The sequence below is a fragment of the Parabacteroides sp. AF39-10AC genome (assembly GCF_003635405.1).
GTDB lineage: Bacteria > Bacteroidota > Bacteroidia > Bacteroidales > Tannerellaceae > Parabacteroides > Parabacteroides distasonis.
In genome coordinates, this window is sequence record NZ_QTLP01000002.1 from 253,448 (window position 1) to 269,500 (window position 16,053).

The 16,053-nt window shown below is 47.3% G+C and carries 10 protein-coding genes; 6 read left to right on the forward strand and 4 right to left on the reverse strand.

The annotated features are described in order from the left end of the window. Positions 1–2 precede the first annotated feature (2 nt). From DW033_RS02980 to DW033_RS02995, 4 genes are all read right to left on the reverse strand, one after another. The gene (locus DW033_RS02980; RefSeq protein WP_122382426.1) at positions 3–3,305 is read right to left on the reverse strand and encodes a SusC/RagA family TonB-linked outer membrane protein; all 3,303 of its coding nucleotides are present in this window, start codon (positions 3,303–3,305) and stop codon (positions 3–5) included. 77 nt (positions 3,306–3,382) lie between these two features. Continuing rightward, positions 3,383–4,405 carry a FecR family protein gene (locus DW033_RS02985; protein ID WP_008778340.1) on the reverse strand — a complete coding sequence of 341 codons (1,023 nt, stop codon included), beginning with the start codon at positions 4,403–4,405 and terminating at the stop codon, positions 3,383–3,385. A gap of 81 nt (positions 4,406–4,486) precedes the next feature. Then, positions 4,487–5,089, reverse strand: a complete 603-nt coding sequence (locus DW033_RS02990) for an RNA polymerase sigma-70 factor (RefSeq protein WP_122379678.1) — start codon at positions 5,087–5,089, stop codon at positions 4,487–4,489. Positions 5,090–5,362: 273 nt separating this feature from the next. Then, positions 5,363–6,628, reverse strand: a complete 1,266-nt coding sequence (locus DW033_RS02995; RefSeq protein WP_008772118.1) for a DEAD/DEAH box helicase — start codon at positions 6,626–6,628, stop codon at positions 5,363–5,365. A gap of 108 nt (positions 6,629–6,736) precedes the next feature. On the opposite strand from DW033_RS02995, the gene recQ reads away from it, so the two are divergent. The 6 genes from recQ (at position 6,737) to DW033_RS03025 (ending at position 16,052) form a co-directional block, all read left to right on the forward strand. After that, a complete protein-coding gene (gene recQ / locus DW033_RS03000) occupies positions 6,737–8,572 on the forward strand; it encodes a DNA helicase RecQ (protein WP_005862193.1) in 1,836 nt (611 codons plus the stop codon). 94 nt (positions 8,573–8,666) lie between these two features. Next, positions 8,667–9,845, forward strand: a complete 1,179-nt coding sequence (locus DW033_RS03005; RefSeq protein WP_005862191.1) for a DUF4876 domain-containing protein — start codon at positions 8,667–8,669, stop codon at positions 9,843–9,845. A gap of 6 nt (positions 9,846–9,851) precedes the next feature. Next, positions 9,852–11,369 carry a DUF6850 family outer membrane beta-barrel protein gene (locus DW033_RS03010; RefSeq protein ID WP_122382427.1) on the forward strand — a complete coding sequence of 506 codons (1,518 nt, stop codon included), beginning with the start codon at positions 9,852–9,854 and terminating at the stop codon, positions 11,367–11,369. Between the two features lie 14 nt (positions 11,370–11,383). Further along, complete coding sequence (locus DW033_RS03015; RefSeq protein WP_122382428.1) at positions 11,384–13,873, forward strand: TonB-dependent receptor; 2,490 nt, start codon at positions 11,384–11,386, stop codon at positions 13,871–13,873. A gap of 4 nt (positions 13,874–13,877) precedes the next feature. Further along, positions 13,878–15,482 (forward strand): helix-turn-helix domain-containing protein, encoded by a 1,605-nt coding sequence (locus DW033_RS03020; RefSeq protein ID WP_122382429.1) that lies wholly within the window; start codon positions 13,878–13,880, stop codon positions 15,480–15,482. A gap of 180 nt (positions 15,483–15,662) precedes the next feature. Continuing rightward, the gene (locus DW033_RS03025) at positions 15,663–16,052 is read left to right on the forward strand and encodes a helix-turn-helix domain-containing protein (protein ID WP_005862182.1); all 390 of its coding nucleotides are present in this window, start codon (positions 15,663–15,665) and stop codon (positions 16,050–16,052) included. Position 16,053: the final 1 nt, after the last annotated feature.

Consider the following 16,053-nt stretch of genomic DNA (forward strand, 5'->3'; position numbering starts at 1 on the left):
AATTAAAATGTAACATTTAGACCAAACATGAATTTACGAGCTTGTGGGTACGGAGAGATCGCCACACCAACCGAGCCTGCCTTGTATTTATTGCCAACCTCAGCCGGAAGTTCCGGGTCAACTCCGGAGAAACCGGAAAGGACAAACAAGTTCTCACCCGAGAAAGAAAGACGGATATTATCTACATACTGAATCTTCCAAGGTAATGTATAGCCTAACGTCAAGCTACGTAAGCGTAAGTAGCTAGCGTCCTCCAGATAACGGGAAGATCCCTTGCTGGATTGGCTCTTATTGCCATATTCCGCCTTGGGGTGGGTAGCGATATCGCCCGGTTTTTCCCAACGATTCCAACCTTCCTTCAAATTCATCTGGTTATAATTTACATAAGCGCCGTCACTATCATACATCGAACGGTCGTAATTATAAATATCACCTCCTACGGAATAACCGAAGACAGCGGAGAGATCAATGTTTTTCCAAGATAAGTCAGTAGAGAAACCTCCGTAGAAATCGGGGCTCAACTTACCTATTATAGTCTGGTGCTTAGATGCGTCACTATAATTCGAGGTCGTTACACGTTCCCCATTCTCATTCGTGGTATACCATAACGGAGAACCTGTCTCCGGATCTACGCCTGCCCATTCGGTACCATACCAAGTATCCACGTCTTGTCCCGGAGTCAATATCTTATCCATCGAAATGGCATAACTTGAACCGGCGTTAGAAGTGATGATCTCGCTCTTGCCACCATATAACTCAGTGATCTTATTACGGTTCAGACCTAAGTTAGCTGCGACGCTCCAACTCCAATCGCCCCCTTTCAAGATGTCCACGTTCATCGAGACCTCGAAACCATTATTCTTGACGGCACCCACATTACGATAGATACCAACAATACCCGTTACACCAGGCAGAGGCACTTTGTAAAGCAAATCGGTTGTTTTCTTATTATAATAATCCAAGTTGATAGTCAAACGATCAAACAAGATAGCGTCGATACCTACACCTGCCGTATAAGTCTTCTCCCAAGTCAGGTTCTTGTTTTCCTTCTGTTCGATTACCGCACCCGGATCACCATTATATCCCGTAGACATGGCGTACACCGTATATTGAGAATATAATTCGGTCGGACGGTTACCTACGGAACCATAACTTGCACGTAACTTCAACTGTTGTACCCAATCCTTAGCCTTGAAGAATTCCTCCTGATGGATATTCCAACCACCGCTGACGGAGAAGAAATTACCATATTTAGCGTCCGTACCAAAGTTGGAGGCACCATCCCGACGGAATGAGAAAGACAACAAATAACGATTATCATACGCATAGTTGGCATTGAACAAATAAGATTGTACGGCCCACTCTTTTTGCTCTCCCTTTATCGTCTTAGGAGTAGTAGCGACATCGGCTACAGAGAAACCCGGAGCGAAACTAGCCGCTGTCTGATCCTTGATCTCTTGTGTATAGGTATTCCACTCATAAGCCAAGATAGCGTTGATAGAGTGCTTATCGAATACTTTGTTGAAACGGAGCAATTGGTTACTGTATACTCTATAGGAGGCAGTGGTTTTATCTTGCAATAATCCGTTATCTGCCTCTCCCGCCTTAGAACGAGGATCCTGATAGCTCTTAAAAAGGATACTATTATATTTATAGTTATTCACGGATGAGAAAGTCAACCAATCGGTAAACTTGATATCGAAGTCAAAGTTACCCATGAACTCATAAGAGGTGCTTTTGTCGTAATTCCATTGCAGATCATACAAGTAATTGGTAGCATCACTATTAATCCAGTTTGAAGGTCTGTATTGCTGGATCAAGTCGCCATTCTCGTCATACGGGGAGTCCCAAGGGAAATTAACGTACATGATAGCGCCTAGATCTTGTTGCTGGTCCATCACGTCGCTACGGGTAGCCCATACTTTAGGTTTGATAGTCAACCAATCCGTCGCTTGGTAATCCACATTGAAACGTAAGTTATAACGCTTGTAGTCATATCCTTTCACGGCACCATCCTCATCGTAGTAACCAACGGAAGTATAAGTCTTGATCTTCTCGGAACCTCCGGAAACAGAAACATTGTAATCTTGAGCGAAGCCCAGATGCGTACCCTCTTTCCACCAGTCGAAGTTACGGTTGCGCAAATCCTCCGTAAAATAACTCGGAAGGGCGTCTTGATTTGCGAAAGATTTATAATAATCATATAATTCCTCGCCGTTCATCATATTCATGTTTCCACGGTGCAACTGGTTCACACCCATCTTTACGGAAGCGTTGATCGTAGCTTTTCCGATCTTACCTTTCTTCGTAGTCACCACGATAACACCGTTCGCTCCTTGAGAACCATAGATAGCGGTTGAAGCGGCATCCTTCAAGATAGACATAGACTCGATATCAGCCGGGTTCAAGCTACCCGCATCCGTACCTACGATTACGCCATCCACGATCCAAAGAGGGTCCGTGCTACCGTTTACCGTAGACTTACCACGGATCACCACTTTACCGGCAGCGCCCGGCTGACCACCACCCGAAGTAACCTGTACGCCCGGAGCCTTACCAGACAATAAGTTCTCGACCGTAGGGCTAGTGGCATCCAACAATTTCTCGTTGCTCACCACCTGCATGGCACCCGTCAAGCTTTCCTTTTTTTGCACACCGTAACCAACAACAACCACCTCCTCAAGGTTCTGAGTGTCTTCCTTGATACGGATAGTCATCGGAGCGCTAGTCGCCTTAACCTCGTGGTTCACATAACCGATGTAAGAAACGACTAAAGTAGCTCCGGCCGGAGCTTCCAAACTAAACTTTCCATCGAAATCGGTACTGGTACCGTTCGTAGTGCCTTTCACAAGCACGTTCGCGCCGATTACCGGCTCACCCGTCACCACGTCAACAATGGTACCTGAAATCGTAATCGTCTGCTGCGCCACCATTCTCTCCGTGTTTCTCAATTCATTTGGATTAGAAGATGACTTGTAAACAACAATCCTATTGTTGTTTACAACAAAATCAGCATGCTGATTTTTCAGCGCCGTCGTCAAAATCTCCTCGACCGAACGGTTCGACATGTCGATTGAGATACGCTCATTCAGATTGATGTCATTGTTACGGATAAGGAACGTGTAATTGAATTTTTCCTCGATCAAATCGAAAAGTTCTTTTAATGTCGTACTTTCCATTTGAACAGACATCATTTGTGTCTGAAGTTCGGACGCTGAAACCGTACCGGGAATAAACGGCAGTCCCGCAAGCATACATGCGGCTACCATCATCTTACCGGTCTTCTTGAAATAGTTCATTTCCATTAAAGTTAGATTTAATAAATAATTTTCTCGTTTATACTATTTTCCACACTTACACCTTAGGATTAAGGTTTGTATTTTTATTTATCTTTTATAATAATCTCATCTCCCGAACGAGTCCACACATATTTATGATCCACGTCCACCTCACGAAGGATCTTATCCAACGAATAATCTTTCGTAAAGCTGCCGGAGAAGATTTCCTTTCTCAAAGGATCGCTCTCGACGCGGATACGCACGTTGAACTTACGTTCCAAATCCTTGGCGATACTCATGAAAGGTTGTTCGGAGAATTTCAGGCTACCGTCCATCCAAGAGAGAGCATCCTTGGCATCCACCTCACTGACTCTTACCTTATTGGTCTGCTTATTAAAGCTTAGTTTCCGGTTTGGAGTCAAGGTCACATCGCCCGCATGGGCAACCTCATCCCGCAAGCTCACGTTTACTTTTCCCGACACCAGAGTGACATCGGTCGTTTCATCCATTCCGTAAGCCTTTACGTTAAAGCTAGTTCCTAGAACCTTGATATCCAATCTCTTTGATTTTACGATAAAAGGCTTAAGGGAATCCCGGGTAATCTCGAAGTAAGCCTCACCATCCAATTGTACGCTACGTCCGTTCGTATTGAAATCACTGCCATATCTCAACGTGGAACCCGCGTTGACCCAAACCACGGATTGATCCGGCAAAACGACTTTCGTTTGGGCTCCCATAGGAGTTGTCGTCTCAAAATAAGCCAAGGCGGCAGATTTCGGCTGATTATGTCTCGTACCTATATAATAAGAGGCAGTCCCCACCGATACCACGATCAAGACCGAGGCGGCAACTTTTCCTAAAAACCGAAAATTTAGCCAATGATTCTTTTCAGAAGGAATAGCGGGATCGATAAGTGCCCCGAAATGTTTTTGGAAATCGGCTTTCATATCAGAGGCAAACAAAGGTACATGCGCCGTCGCCCAACAATCCGCCATCTCGGAAAGGCGTTGTTTATGAGCGTCATCCGTTTCCAACCATTGTAGTAATTCATTTCGCCCCTCCTCGGATATATCTCCCATGAGGTAGCTATAAATTAAATCTTCTATGTGTTTATTCTCTATTTCCATGATATTAACAAAGGAGCCGGTTTTCAACCCGGTTTCTATTATATACACATGTTTTAGAGATTCCGTTTAAGGAGATTCCAATTATTTTTCGAAAAAATTAAATATAAGTAAGAAAAGAGGGTAAAGATCGCCTAAAAGTTCACGCAACTTCGCCAAACCGATCTTGATCTGTACTCGTACCGTACTGGAACTGATATGATTTATTATCGCTATTTCCTCATAGGTCTTGTTATGGTAAAGATATTGCACGAAGATATCCCGGCATTTAGCGGGCAAGGAATCCACGGCACGATAGATTTTCTCCTCGAATTCCTTATTCTCCAGATAAGCCAACGGATGGGGATCGGCGTCTATCTGCAACTCTTGTATCGACAATAAGTTTTCTTGTACATCTGATAAAGGGACTTCTTGCTGGCGTTTATCTCTTAAATAATTCAGGCAATAATTACGTACCGAGCGAATTAAATAAGCGTTTACCGGATGTATTAACGCCGAATGGTGATTCCATACATTCATAAAAACATCATTAACGATCTCACGTGCCGCCTCCGAATTATAGACATATTTAGTCGCTACGGCGCACAAGTACACGTAGAAGGTCGTATATAATTGTTCAAATGCTTTGGCATCGCCATTATTGATCCGAGATATTATGTCCTCCTTTACAATCAGCACAAACGTCAACCCTTAAGTTTCACTCACAATTGAATCACAAAAATAATGAAATATTCCAGAGATTACCTCATTTTAAAAGAAAGTATAGGGTAATAGCGCCAAACAGCTCGCTAAAGCGGACTGTTTGGATACTTAGGTGACGAACCGGGTGGCATAGCTGTGCCATCCTTATGGCACGCCCTTGCCATCGTTGTGGCACGGCTATGCCACCAGCGTGGCACGACTGTGCCAATGCCATAGAAAGAACTGGCACTATACGTCGTTGCAATACAATAACTTAGATCACTTAGAGGAATTGGCGGCACGCTTCTTGTTACGCCAGTAACTGCCGTCACGTTTGCTTCCGAACATATTACGGCGTTTCGACTCTTGCTTGATCGCTTCTTTCTTCTCGGCTACGGCGGCTTTCACCTCCTTGGTCTCATACATATGGCCACCAGCTACGGGGACTTCCTTGCCGATCAGTTTCTGGATATCTTTTAACAAAGGTACCTCCTCGGCGTCGCAGAAAGAGAAAGCCACACCTTCACGGCCCGCACGACCCGTACGCCCGATCCGATGTACATAAGTCTCGGGTACGTTAGGAAGCTCATAGTTAATGACGTGCGTCAGATGATCCACGTCGATTCCACGGGCGGCGATATCCGTAGCGATCAGCACACGGGTCGTATGATCCTTGAAATTCGTCAAGGCACGCTGGCGGGCGGTCTGGCTCTTGTTGCCATGGATCGCCTCCGCCCCTATCTCCGCTTTCGACAAGACACGGGCCACCTTGTCCGCCCCGTGTTTCGTACGGGTAAAGATCAATACGGATTCCAGTTCCGGGTTCTCCAACAAGCTTTTCAGCAAGTTGATCTTCTCGGCCTTCTCGACGAAATAAACGGATTGGTCGATCGCATCCACGGTCGATGAGGCCGGGGTTACTTCCACCTTTTGCGGCTCGCTCAAGATCGTACCTGCCAAGCGCTCGATCTCAGGGGGCATGGTAGCGGAGAAGAACAAGGACTGGCGTTTCTTGGGCAATAGCGGTAAAATACGCTTGATGTCATGGATAAAGCCCATGTCCAACATACGGTCCGCCTCGTCTAAGACGAAATACTCCAAGGTATCCAAGTGGATGAATCCTTGTCCGATCAAGTCCAGCAGACGTCCCGGCGTAGCGATTAATATATCGATGCCTCTTTCCAAGGCTTCCGTCTGGGGCTTCTGTCCCACCCCGCCGAATATCACCGTATGGCGTAATCCGGCGAAACGGCCGTAAGCGGCAAAGCTCTCTCCGATCTGGATGGCAAGCTCACGGGTAGGCGTAAGGATCAATGCCTTGATACCCCGTTTGTAACCTTTCTTCTTCTGGAGATATAACCGCTGGATAATCGGGATGGAGAACGCCGCCGTCTTACCGGTTCCTGTCTGGGCGCAACCCAATAAATCATAACCTTGCGAAACGATGGGAATCGCTTCTGATTGTATAGGTGTTGGAGTCGTATAACCTTCTTGCACGAGAGCCTTACATATCGGCTCTATCAAATCTAAATCTTCAAATGTCATTCTAAAATAGGGTGAGCCATCACGGCTCGTTATGTAAATAATGCGGGCAAAGGTAGTAAAACTTTATGATATAAACTATCTTTGCGCTTTTTATGCCCGTAAAGCGATATGAAAGAATTATTACTACTACTGAAGAAGTTCTTCGGATATACCTCCTTCCGTCCCTTGCAGGCGGACATCATACAGCGTATCTTACAGAAAGAGGACTCGTTGGTGCTGATGCCCACGGGTGGAGGCAAGTCGATCTGTTTCCAGCTACCGGCTATCTATCTGCCGGGTACGGCTTTGGTGGTGTCCCCCTTGATCGCCTTGATGAAGGATCAAGTAGAGGGGTTGATCGCCAACGGCATCCCGGCGGCGGCGTTGAACAGTATGATGCCGGAAGAGGAGCAACAACAGGTGAAGCAACTTTGCGTGCAGGGCAAGATCAAATTATTGTATATCTCCCCGGAACGGATCAAGATGGAGGCGGACTGGTTCCTGCCCCGGCTGGACATCTCGCTCATCGCTATCGACGAGGCGCATTGCGTATCGCATTGGGGACATGACTTCCGTCCGGAATACACGCAACTGGCGATCTTGAAGGAACGTTTCCCGAAAGTCCCGGTCGTGGCCCTGACCGCTACCGCCGATAAAATCACCCGGAAGGATATCCTAGAGCAGTTACGGCTTCGCACGCCCCAAACGTTCATATCGTCATTCGACCGCCCGAATATCTCCCTCACGGTACGCCGGGGACTTAACAAGAAAGAGAAGATCGCCGCCATCGTCCATTTCATCCGGGGGCACCGGGAGCAGAGCGGTATCATCTATTGCATGCGCCGCAACGATACGACCGAGCTGGCCGATGAGTTGGCGATGTATAATATCAAGGCGATCGCCTACCACGCCGGCCTCCTGCCCGCCCAACGGGAACAGGCCCAGAACGATTTCATCAACGACCGGGTGGACGTGGTGTGCGCCACGGTAGCTTTCGGGATGGGTATCGACAAGAGTAATGTCCGTTGGGTCGTGCATTACAGCATGCCGGGGAGTATCGAGAATTACTACCAAGAGATCGGCCGTGCCGGAAGGGACGGGATGAAAAGCGATACCCTCCTGTTCTATTCCTTGAGCGACTTGATCGTACTTCGCCGTTTCGCCGAGGAGAGTGGCCAAAGCGAGGTGAACTTGGAGAAGCTAAACCGGATGAGACGGTATTGCGAGTCCGATATGTGCCGCCGCCGTGTCCTGCTCAGTTACTTCGGCGAGGAAGCGGACCATGATTGCGGCAACTGCGACGTGTGCAAGAACCCTCCGCAACGCTTCGATGGCAGTGTCTTGATACAAAAAGCGCTGAGCGCCGTCATCCGGACCGGCGAGCATGTAGGCATGCAAATGCTGATCGACATATTACGTGCCTCCGGTCGGGCGGAACTCTTGGAGAGAGGATACGATAAGCTAAAGACGTACGGCGCCGGACGGGACCTCTCTTATAAGGAATGGAAGGAGTACATTTACCAGATGATCCAACTCGGGTACATGGAGATCGACTACGCCGCCGAGCGTGTCTTGCGGATGACCCCGTTAGGCAGGCGTGTCCTGTACGGGGAGCAAAAGGCCCAGCTCGTCATCTATCGGGAACCGGATGAGCTGACACGCCCCGTCCGGAGAGGCGAGCGGAAATCCTCCTTCAAAGCCCAGCCGATCCGGCCGATCCGGTCCGCCTCCACGGACGAGACCTTGCTGGACTCCCTCCGCCAGCTTCGCAAGCAAATTGCCGAGCGAGAGCATACGCCGGCTTATATCATCTTCTCCGACGATTCCTTGGAAGACATGGTGGAGAAGAAACCGGTCACCTTGGACCAGTTCAGCGACATCCGGGGCGTGGGGCAAATCAAGCTGGACCGGTACGGGAAGGTGTTCGTGGCCTTGATCCGGTTCGTGCTGAAGCTACCGAAATAAGAAGAACACATGTTAATGTTTTTAGCTCCTAAATGGAAATATAAAAAAATCACATATATTTGTCTACAGTTATTAAGCACAATGCCCCATATTCATGATAGACAAACATCTTTCTCTCCTCACCCACCTGCTCTGTCTGTGTTTTCTGGCAGGATGCGAGAATGAGTATTTCAAAACGGGGAGTATCCATATCCAATTGAAGAAACCTTCCGGATACGCAGATATCTCCTTGGCGAATATCCCGGTCACACTAATCAATCAAAGTATAGGCTGTGTCTACACCACGACCACCGACACAAATGGACTAGCTCTATTTGAACTAACCGCTGGCATATGCGCAATCTCCGCAAATCAGGAAACCACGACTGGCAACAGGGATTATATATTGAGTGGTAGCCTCTCCAATATCCAGTTCGAGGCCAATGGAGAAGAACGATCCGTGGAAATACCTTTGGAAGTGTCCGAACGAGGCCGTCTGCTGATTAGCGAGATTTATTTCAGCGGTTGTCTCTGGCCTGACGGGAAAAATGTCTATAACAAAGATCAATACCTCACGTTGGTCAATAACTCCGATGACTTGATTTTCCTAGATGGCCTATGTATCGCACAAGCAGGACCCGTAAGCGTGACAAAGCCTTCCGGATGGATGCTCCATACCGATATGAAAGAAATACCTTTATTCATGATGTGCTGGGAGTTTCCGGGAACGGGAGCCGAATATCCCATTCAACCGGGGGAGCGACAAACGATAGCGATTAACGCCATAAACCATACCAATAGCGAAGTGGGAGTTCCGGCCTCGCTCGATTTATCCAGCGTGGAATGGGCTTTTTGGGATCCTATCTTGACCGGAAGCCAAATCTCCGCCGGTGTAAAACCTCTAAACTTGGTATGGCGTGGCACCGGTTTCTCCTATCTGTTTTCCATGAACGGCCCGACGATCCTCTTGTTCCGTCCCAAAACGGACTTAAGAGAATGGATCGCCAATCCGGATCACATCCAAAAAGAACCTGAGAGTTTCAATACGCTAAAATACCTCCATATACCCGCTGATTGGGTGCTGGATATCGCAAATTTCGTCTCTTCAACCTCTACGGTAGCTTACACACGTATCCCATCTTCTATGGATGTGAGTCCGGGTATAGCCACGTCCGGCGGCTCCGGCCTGGCAATGCGTCGGAAATATGAGCAAGAGGGGAAACGCTTCCGCTGGAAAGATTCCAATAACACCGCCGAGGATTTCGAGAAAAGTCCACCTTCCTTAAAACGGTAAGCCTCTATGAAGATCACTATCATTCTATATATGATATCACTATCTGTCTATGCCTCACGGTCATGGGCTCAACAAGAGAGCGCATGGGCTTTATCCGCCAATCCTGTCAGCATCAGCTATGTGCCTAAGGACAGCGCTATGGAAGCCGGTTTAAGTTATTTGATCCATCAAGCCGCCTTACCTGCCAGCGACCAGCCGGATCAAACACAGACCTATAGGGCTTATGTATCCGGTAACCGAAAGCTGGGTCTGCTTTGGCTGGCGGGTGGTATCGATTGGTCGCAAAGCCTACTGGAAGGGAGAAAATGGAATTTATTATCGCAACCGGACTATCTGATTACGGCCGGCGATTCCTTGGGAGAGCCACAACGCATCGAGAAATACAGGATCTACGGACAAGCGGCTTACGTCTTATCCCCGAAAATCAAGGTCGGGATAGATGGAGACTATACAGCTACAAGCAACGAAGATCGCTCCTCTTACCATATCTACCATGGGATGGCACACTTAATCCGGATATCAGGAGGTATCGTTTACGAACAAGTACGCAGACGTTTTGGAGCCTCGATCCATTATACCCATCGAACAGAGGAATTAACGTATGATACGGATAGTAAAGATAAACTTTATACATTTCCTCTGGGTTATTGGCTTCCGATGCAAGAATTATCGGGAAGTTTCCTGTTTCGCAGCCAAGGAAAACGCCTAGGTGTTTCCTTGCAAACGGAAACCCTAAAAGAGCATTGGAGTCTTTTCCATGATCTCTTCTACGAGACCCAGCAATTAGCGGACAATCCAAATAACTCCGGCAACTTGAGAGGCTGGGAAGAACGGCTGCATCAAATCAGTTACCAAGGTCGTTTTACCCGAACGAATAAATCGTGGACGCATATCTGGTCGCCCACAGCCCGATTCAACCAAACTACGGCCAACCGCATATTACAACGGAATCCCACCACAAGCTCGTCTGCCATATGGACTACATTCGCCACCTATCGCCTAGCAAGGCAACGGATGTTATCTACCCAACTAAGTTACGAGGCGACAAAGAATGATACTTCGGGCGAAAAGGTATCCACATGGCAAATGACTGTCGGATGGAATCGTTTGGAAAATGATTTCTACATATATCCTTTTACGGTCAAACAATATACAGGGCTCTTCCACGGAGAGATCGCGTTTTTTCGACAAATCCGCCTACCTAAAGAAAACAAGCTAAGTATCCGCCCGTCCGTGTATATCGTGTCGGGCTATGGCACCGAGATCAAATGGGAGAAGGAAACGCAGAAGGATGAGAATGGCTCTGCAGAAATCAAGCTAGAGCAGAACATGCAAAAAGTGAACGAGGATTTTATTGCTCGCACGGCAACCCGTCTGGGTATCGGTGCGGAAATGGAATATCGGCATCCCATTCATTCCGCCTTATCAGCGGGATTTCGTTTAAAGGGTAGTCTCGAACAAACGACAAGCCCTCAATCGCCCCTCGAAGGGGGCGGAAACCTCAGTATTGTCATCTGGCTATAAATAGGTCTAATACTATGCGTTACTCAACTTTGTACAAAATACCAATAAAGATCGTGACGATATTTCTCTTATTGTCATCACTTCATCCGGGCAATTACCTTCACGGGCAAAAGCAACCGGATACTCTGTCCTTCTATTTACCCAACATTTTGGTAACAGCCATAGAGTCTAAGACTCCGGGTACGGTTTCCTTGCTTCCAGCGTCAACGTTGGAACATACGCAACCGATCACGATCTCTGATCTGACACAATTATTACCGGGAGGTCTCACCAATAATTCTGGGGTGACAGACGCACAATATTTCTCAGTGCGAGAGGTTTCTTTAAAGAACGGGGTAAACCAATTTCATAAGAACGCAGCTATGGGTGCCCAAATATGGGTAGACGGCTCTCCTCTTCATTTCAACACCGGCATCAACGAGCCTTACGAAGGATATGATGCCCGTTTTCTATCTCTCAACCAAGTGAAAGAGGCGGAAATCATCCGGGGAATACCTTCTGCCCGGTACGGAAACTTAACAAATAGCGTATTATTACTCAAGACTCATCAAGGTAGAATGCCTCTCTCCACCAGCATACGTTACAATCCGAAACTGAAACAATATATGCTTGGAAAAGGCTTCTGTATCTCCCCACAAGGCCATACGCTCAACCTGTTAGCGGACTATACCAGCCAAGGCGATTTCCATACCGGCGGCATACGCTTGGCAAACCTTTACCATTGGTTGCCCGCAGGGAAAAAACTAGAATTAAGCCTTACTTACACCTCTCGCATAGGAAAGGAAAAGCAATTCGTCAACGAGCAGAATCATACACAAAGACAACGATTGGATCAGCGATTTTCCATACAAGGGGAATGGCAACCCGACCGACGTTGGCTCAAGAAGCTGTCTCTGAGAATAGACGGTTCCCTTCAAAAAAGCAAACAAACAAAGAGTCAGGTCAACAATGCCTCTAGCCAGCTTTATACAGACCAGAAAGAGAGCGGCGAATGGGAAGCCCGTGTTTTATCCTCAAACTACATGTACACATTAGTCAATGAAAGCCGACCTTTTTATGTAGAAACCGAGATGCTGGCGTCTACCTTATTCCCTCTACGACAAGGGAGGGATATCAGCTTAGTAGCCGGATTCTCATACCGTAGTGAGGGTAACGAAGGGCGAGGCAGGGATTTCGATCGGCAGAGGCCTCCTTCTACATCTATCCGTCCCCGCTCATTCCGGGAAATCCCGTCCTTGCATACGTTCGGTGGCTTCATTGAGGCCACATACCGGACTTCCAACCTCCATGTAGAAGCCGGATTAAGAAATCAAGGATTGAAAAGCCGGGATTATGCCTTAATCTATCAGACAGAACCTCGCCTGAATCTCTTATGGTCTCTCTTCTCCTCTCCCTCCGGCTATACATTGAGTTTAAAAGGTGGGCTCGGATGGATCAGTTTCATGCCGACATTGGATAAACTCTACCCGGAAGCTATTTATAATGATAAGGTCTCTTTCTATTATAATGATAGCAATGAAAGTGGAAACACCCTTGGTATTCTCACGACACATGCCCCCGGAATGGAACAAAATATGAAATTAAAACCTACCGTAAATCGAAAGATAGAGGTTGGCCTTATAGGGAAGACTCCAGCCATCCGACTTGACATGACCGCTTTTTTCGAGAAACAAACGGATGGCTTTTCCTCCTCGGCGCAATATATTCCGTTCAGCTATCGGGAATATGATTATCTATCAACCGCCCAACTTCGTCCTGAATACAAAGATGGACAGGTATGGGTGAACGGTAAGGCTGTCCCTTATCAAGAGAAATATAGTTACACGCCGGTATCTGTACCAGTCAATACACTCCATAGGAAGAAACATGGGATCGAGATGGTAGCGGACCTCGGGACTTTCTCACCCTTGCGTACCTCCCTAATCGTAGACGGGATCTGGTTATATGTACGAGAAAAGAATACGGCCCTTAACGGGATCTGGCCGATCCAGTACACAGATAAAACAGAATACCCCTACGTAGGTTTTTACGACAAGCAAGGCGGACCGGGAAATGAAAGTCGTTCGGAGATCATCTCCACGAACTTCCGTTTCATCACGCGCATCCCCAGAATCGGACTGGTCACTACCCTTACGTGGCAAATGATATGGCTCTATAAATATCGTACGCTCTACAACGGTAGCACTGGCGAGAATGTATGGCCCCTATATTGGTTTGGAACAGACGGAATCATACATCCGTTCACCGAGACACAGAAAGAGGATCCAGCCTTCGCGCCTTTACTCTCCACCACCGCACCGGAACGATTCCTGCCAAACTCTTATAAACCATATGGTATGCTGAATATTCGGGTAAACAAAGCTTTCGGAGAGCACATCACGCTGGCATTCTTTGCCAACAACCTCGCCGATTTACGCCCCACTCGCTATTCGGCCAGCACGAGATCTTACCTTCAACAAAATACCCAGCCTTTTTTCGGTCTGGAATTACAAATAAAACTATGACATCATGAAAACAAGCATACTTTACATATTCCTACTGTCAGTCCTTTACGCCTGCGACTCCCACTCTCTTCTTCCACCCAAGCAGCAATTGGATCAGCAAATAGCGCAACTGAATGATTATTCTTTGTTGAGCGGTCCCTTGAACGAGCAGCTATGCGAAGAGATAGAAACCCATGCCCAAGAAATAGGGAATGACTCGCTTTTGCTGGCAACCCGCCAAATCATATACACCCGCTATTGCAGATTACAGGACACGGCCCATGCGAGAATGCTACTCGACCGCATGAAACCTTATGCCATCCGCATAAAAGACAAGCACCTTCTCATGAATCACCTGCGTATGGCATTTCTTCACGCACAGATACGCCAACCCGCAGAATGCGAGCGATGGATAAACGAGGCACGAAAATATGCATATATAAATCCTCAAAACTGGTATATCACGGCGGCTAGCGCTTGTCTTGAATGTGGATTATATCCCCAAGCACTCATCTATGCGGATTCAGCATTGGTGAACTTGAAATATAAAGTGATAAGCTCTCCTCACTTAGTAAAAGCTATAGCATTAAGCCGTACGGGAAAGACCGCCGAAGCGGAGGAATGGACCCAACGATGCATTACCGATATCCGCCACTTTCAGGCGAAACACCAAATACACACGATCAGCTATCTGCAATATCAACTCTTCATGGAATACGCCGTCTCTCTCCGGAAACATGGAAAAAACAAAGAGGTACTATCCGTATTGGAGGAATTAGACAGAGTCTCATTCAATAATGTCGCCACGCCTCTCTTGAGGAACAAAGACAATATCGAGGAATATAAGGTGCGTGTGGCACGTATGTTGTCCGAATGCCATTATGCGACCGGAAATCAATCGGAAGCCATCCAACAGGCAAACCGGGCAGACTCCCTACAATCCCATTATGCCCAAGAGCAAATGAACATACGCAGAAAGATGATCAGCGAAAGCCTGCAAAACGAACTATTATCCACCCGCTTAAAAAGTCAGAAGGCGGAAGCGGAACAGGCACGGCTCATCCAGTATATCCTTACCGGAGTCATTATTTTGCTCATGGCTATCCTAACCGGAGGATACCTTTGGTGGAGAAATCATCGCCGTCGCCTACGCCAGTTATTCGATTTATTGATAAGCCATCATGCGGCTTGGTTGCTAATACACGATCCGCTTCCGCTAATCTCCCGGCCACAAATAAAGTTACCAGATCATTCAGAGGCAAACACCGAGGTCACAACAAAAGCTGATAATCTCCTATATCAACGAATCCTATCAGTTATGAAAGAGCAAAAGCCTTTCTTAAATCCTAATCTCGACCTTGTGACCCTCTCCCGTCTAGTGGGTACTAACCGAACACAACTATCCACCACCCTCAATAGGCAGACGGGAATGAACTTCAGTCGTTGGCTGGCTGAATACAGGGTACACCACCTCCTTTCGCTCGTCGCCCTACGTCCCGACAGCGACATCACCGCACTAGCCTCCGAATCAGGCTTCACCTCCCGAACCTCCTTCTTCCGGCAGTTCCGGCAAGTCACCGGACTTACGCCCAACCAATACAGAAACGTACGAAAAGAGACCGGCAAATAATCTGTTAAAGTACGTGTCTAGCCTTTGATGCAGGGGCTTTACGGCCTTTGGTGTACCAGATCGTTCGGATCAAGTTTCAATACGTTCGCATCTTTTCTCATCCCTTGATTTACCAAATGGGACTGTCTATATTTGACCTCGCAAGTCCCTCTTATGCGGGTTACTTAAGACAGTACCAATATGGAAGAAAAGCAAAAGCCATCCCTAATCGAACGCAGGCTATATGCCCGCATCTTACAAATCATGGAGGATAAGAAGCCTTATCTCGATCCACAGTTCAATTTGTGCCAGTTGGCCAACCTCGCTTGCACGAACCGTACCCGGCTATCCTCTACCTTGAACAATCAGACGGGTATGAACTTCAGTCGCTGGCTGGCTATCTATCGGGTAGAGTACCTCATACGGGAATTTTCCAAGTGCCTCACACAAGAGCCGCAGGAGTTATACAAGACGGCTGGGTTTACCTCCCGTACCTCTTTCTACCGCCAATTCAAGGAGGTGACGGGCAACACTCCCATCGAGTACTTCGCCAACCTATATTATAACAACGTAAATGATTCAACTAAATAAA

What these genes read in the sequence shown, in the direction of transcription:
- DW033_RS02985 (WP_008778340.1), bottom strand. Translation starts at nt 4,405, where the DNA reads ATGGAAATAGAGAATAAACACATAGAAGATTTAATTTATAGCTACCTC.
- DW033_RS03020 (WP_122382429.1), top strand. Translation starts at nt 13,878, where the DNA reads ATGAAAACAAGCATACTTTACATATTCCTACTGTCAGTCCTTTACGCC.
- DW033_RS02980 (WP_122382426.1), bottom strand. Translation starts at nt 3,305, where the DNA reads ATGGAAATGAACTATTTCAAGAAGACCGGTAAGATGATGGTAGCCGCA.
- recQ (WP_005862193.1), top strand. Translation starts at nt 6,737, where the DNA reads ATGAAAGAATTATTACTACTACTGAAGAAGTTCTTCGGATATACCTCC.
- DW033_RS03025 (WP_005862182.1), top strand. Translation starts at nt 15,663, where the DNA reads ATGGAAGAAAAGCAAAAGCCATCCCTAATCGAACGCAGGCTATATGCC.
- DW033_RS03010 (WP_122382427.1), top strand. Translation starts at nt 9,852, where the DNA reads ATGAAGATCACTATCATTCTATATATGATATCACTATCTGTCTATGCC.
- DW033_RS03005 (WP_005862191.1), top strand. Translation starts at nt 8,667, where the DNA reads ATGATAGACAAACATCTTTCTCTCCTCACCCACCTGCTCTGTCTGTGT.
- DW033_RS02995 (WP_008772118.1), bottom strand. Translation starts at nt 6,628, where the DNA reads ATGACATTTGAAGATTTAGATTTGATAGAGCCGATATGTAAGGCTCTC.
- DW033_RS03015 (WP_122382428.1), top strand. Translation starts at nt 11,384, where the DNA reads ATGCGTTACTCAACTTTGTACAAAATACCAATAAAGATCGTGACGATA.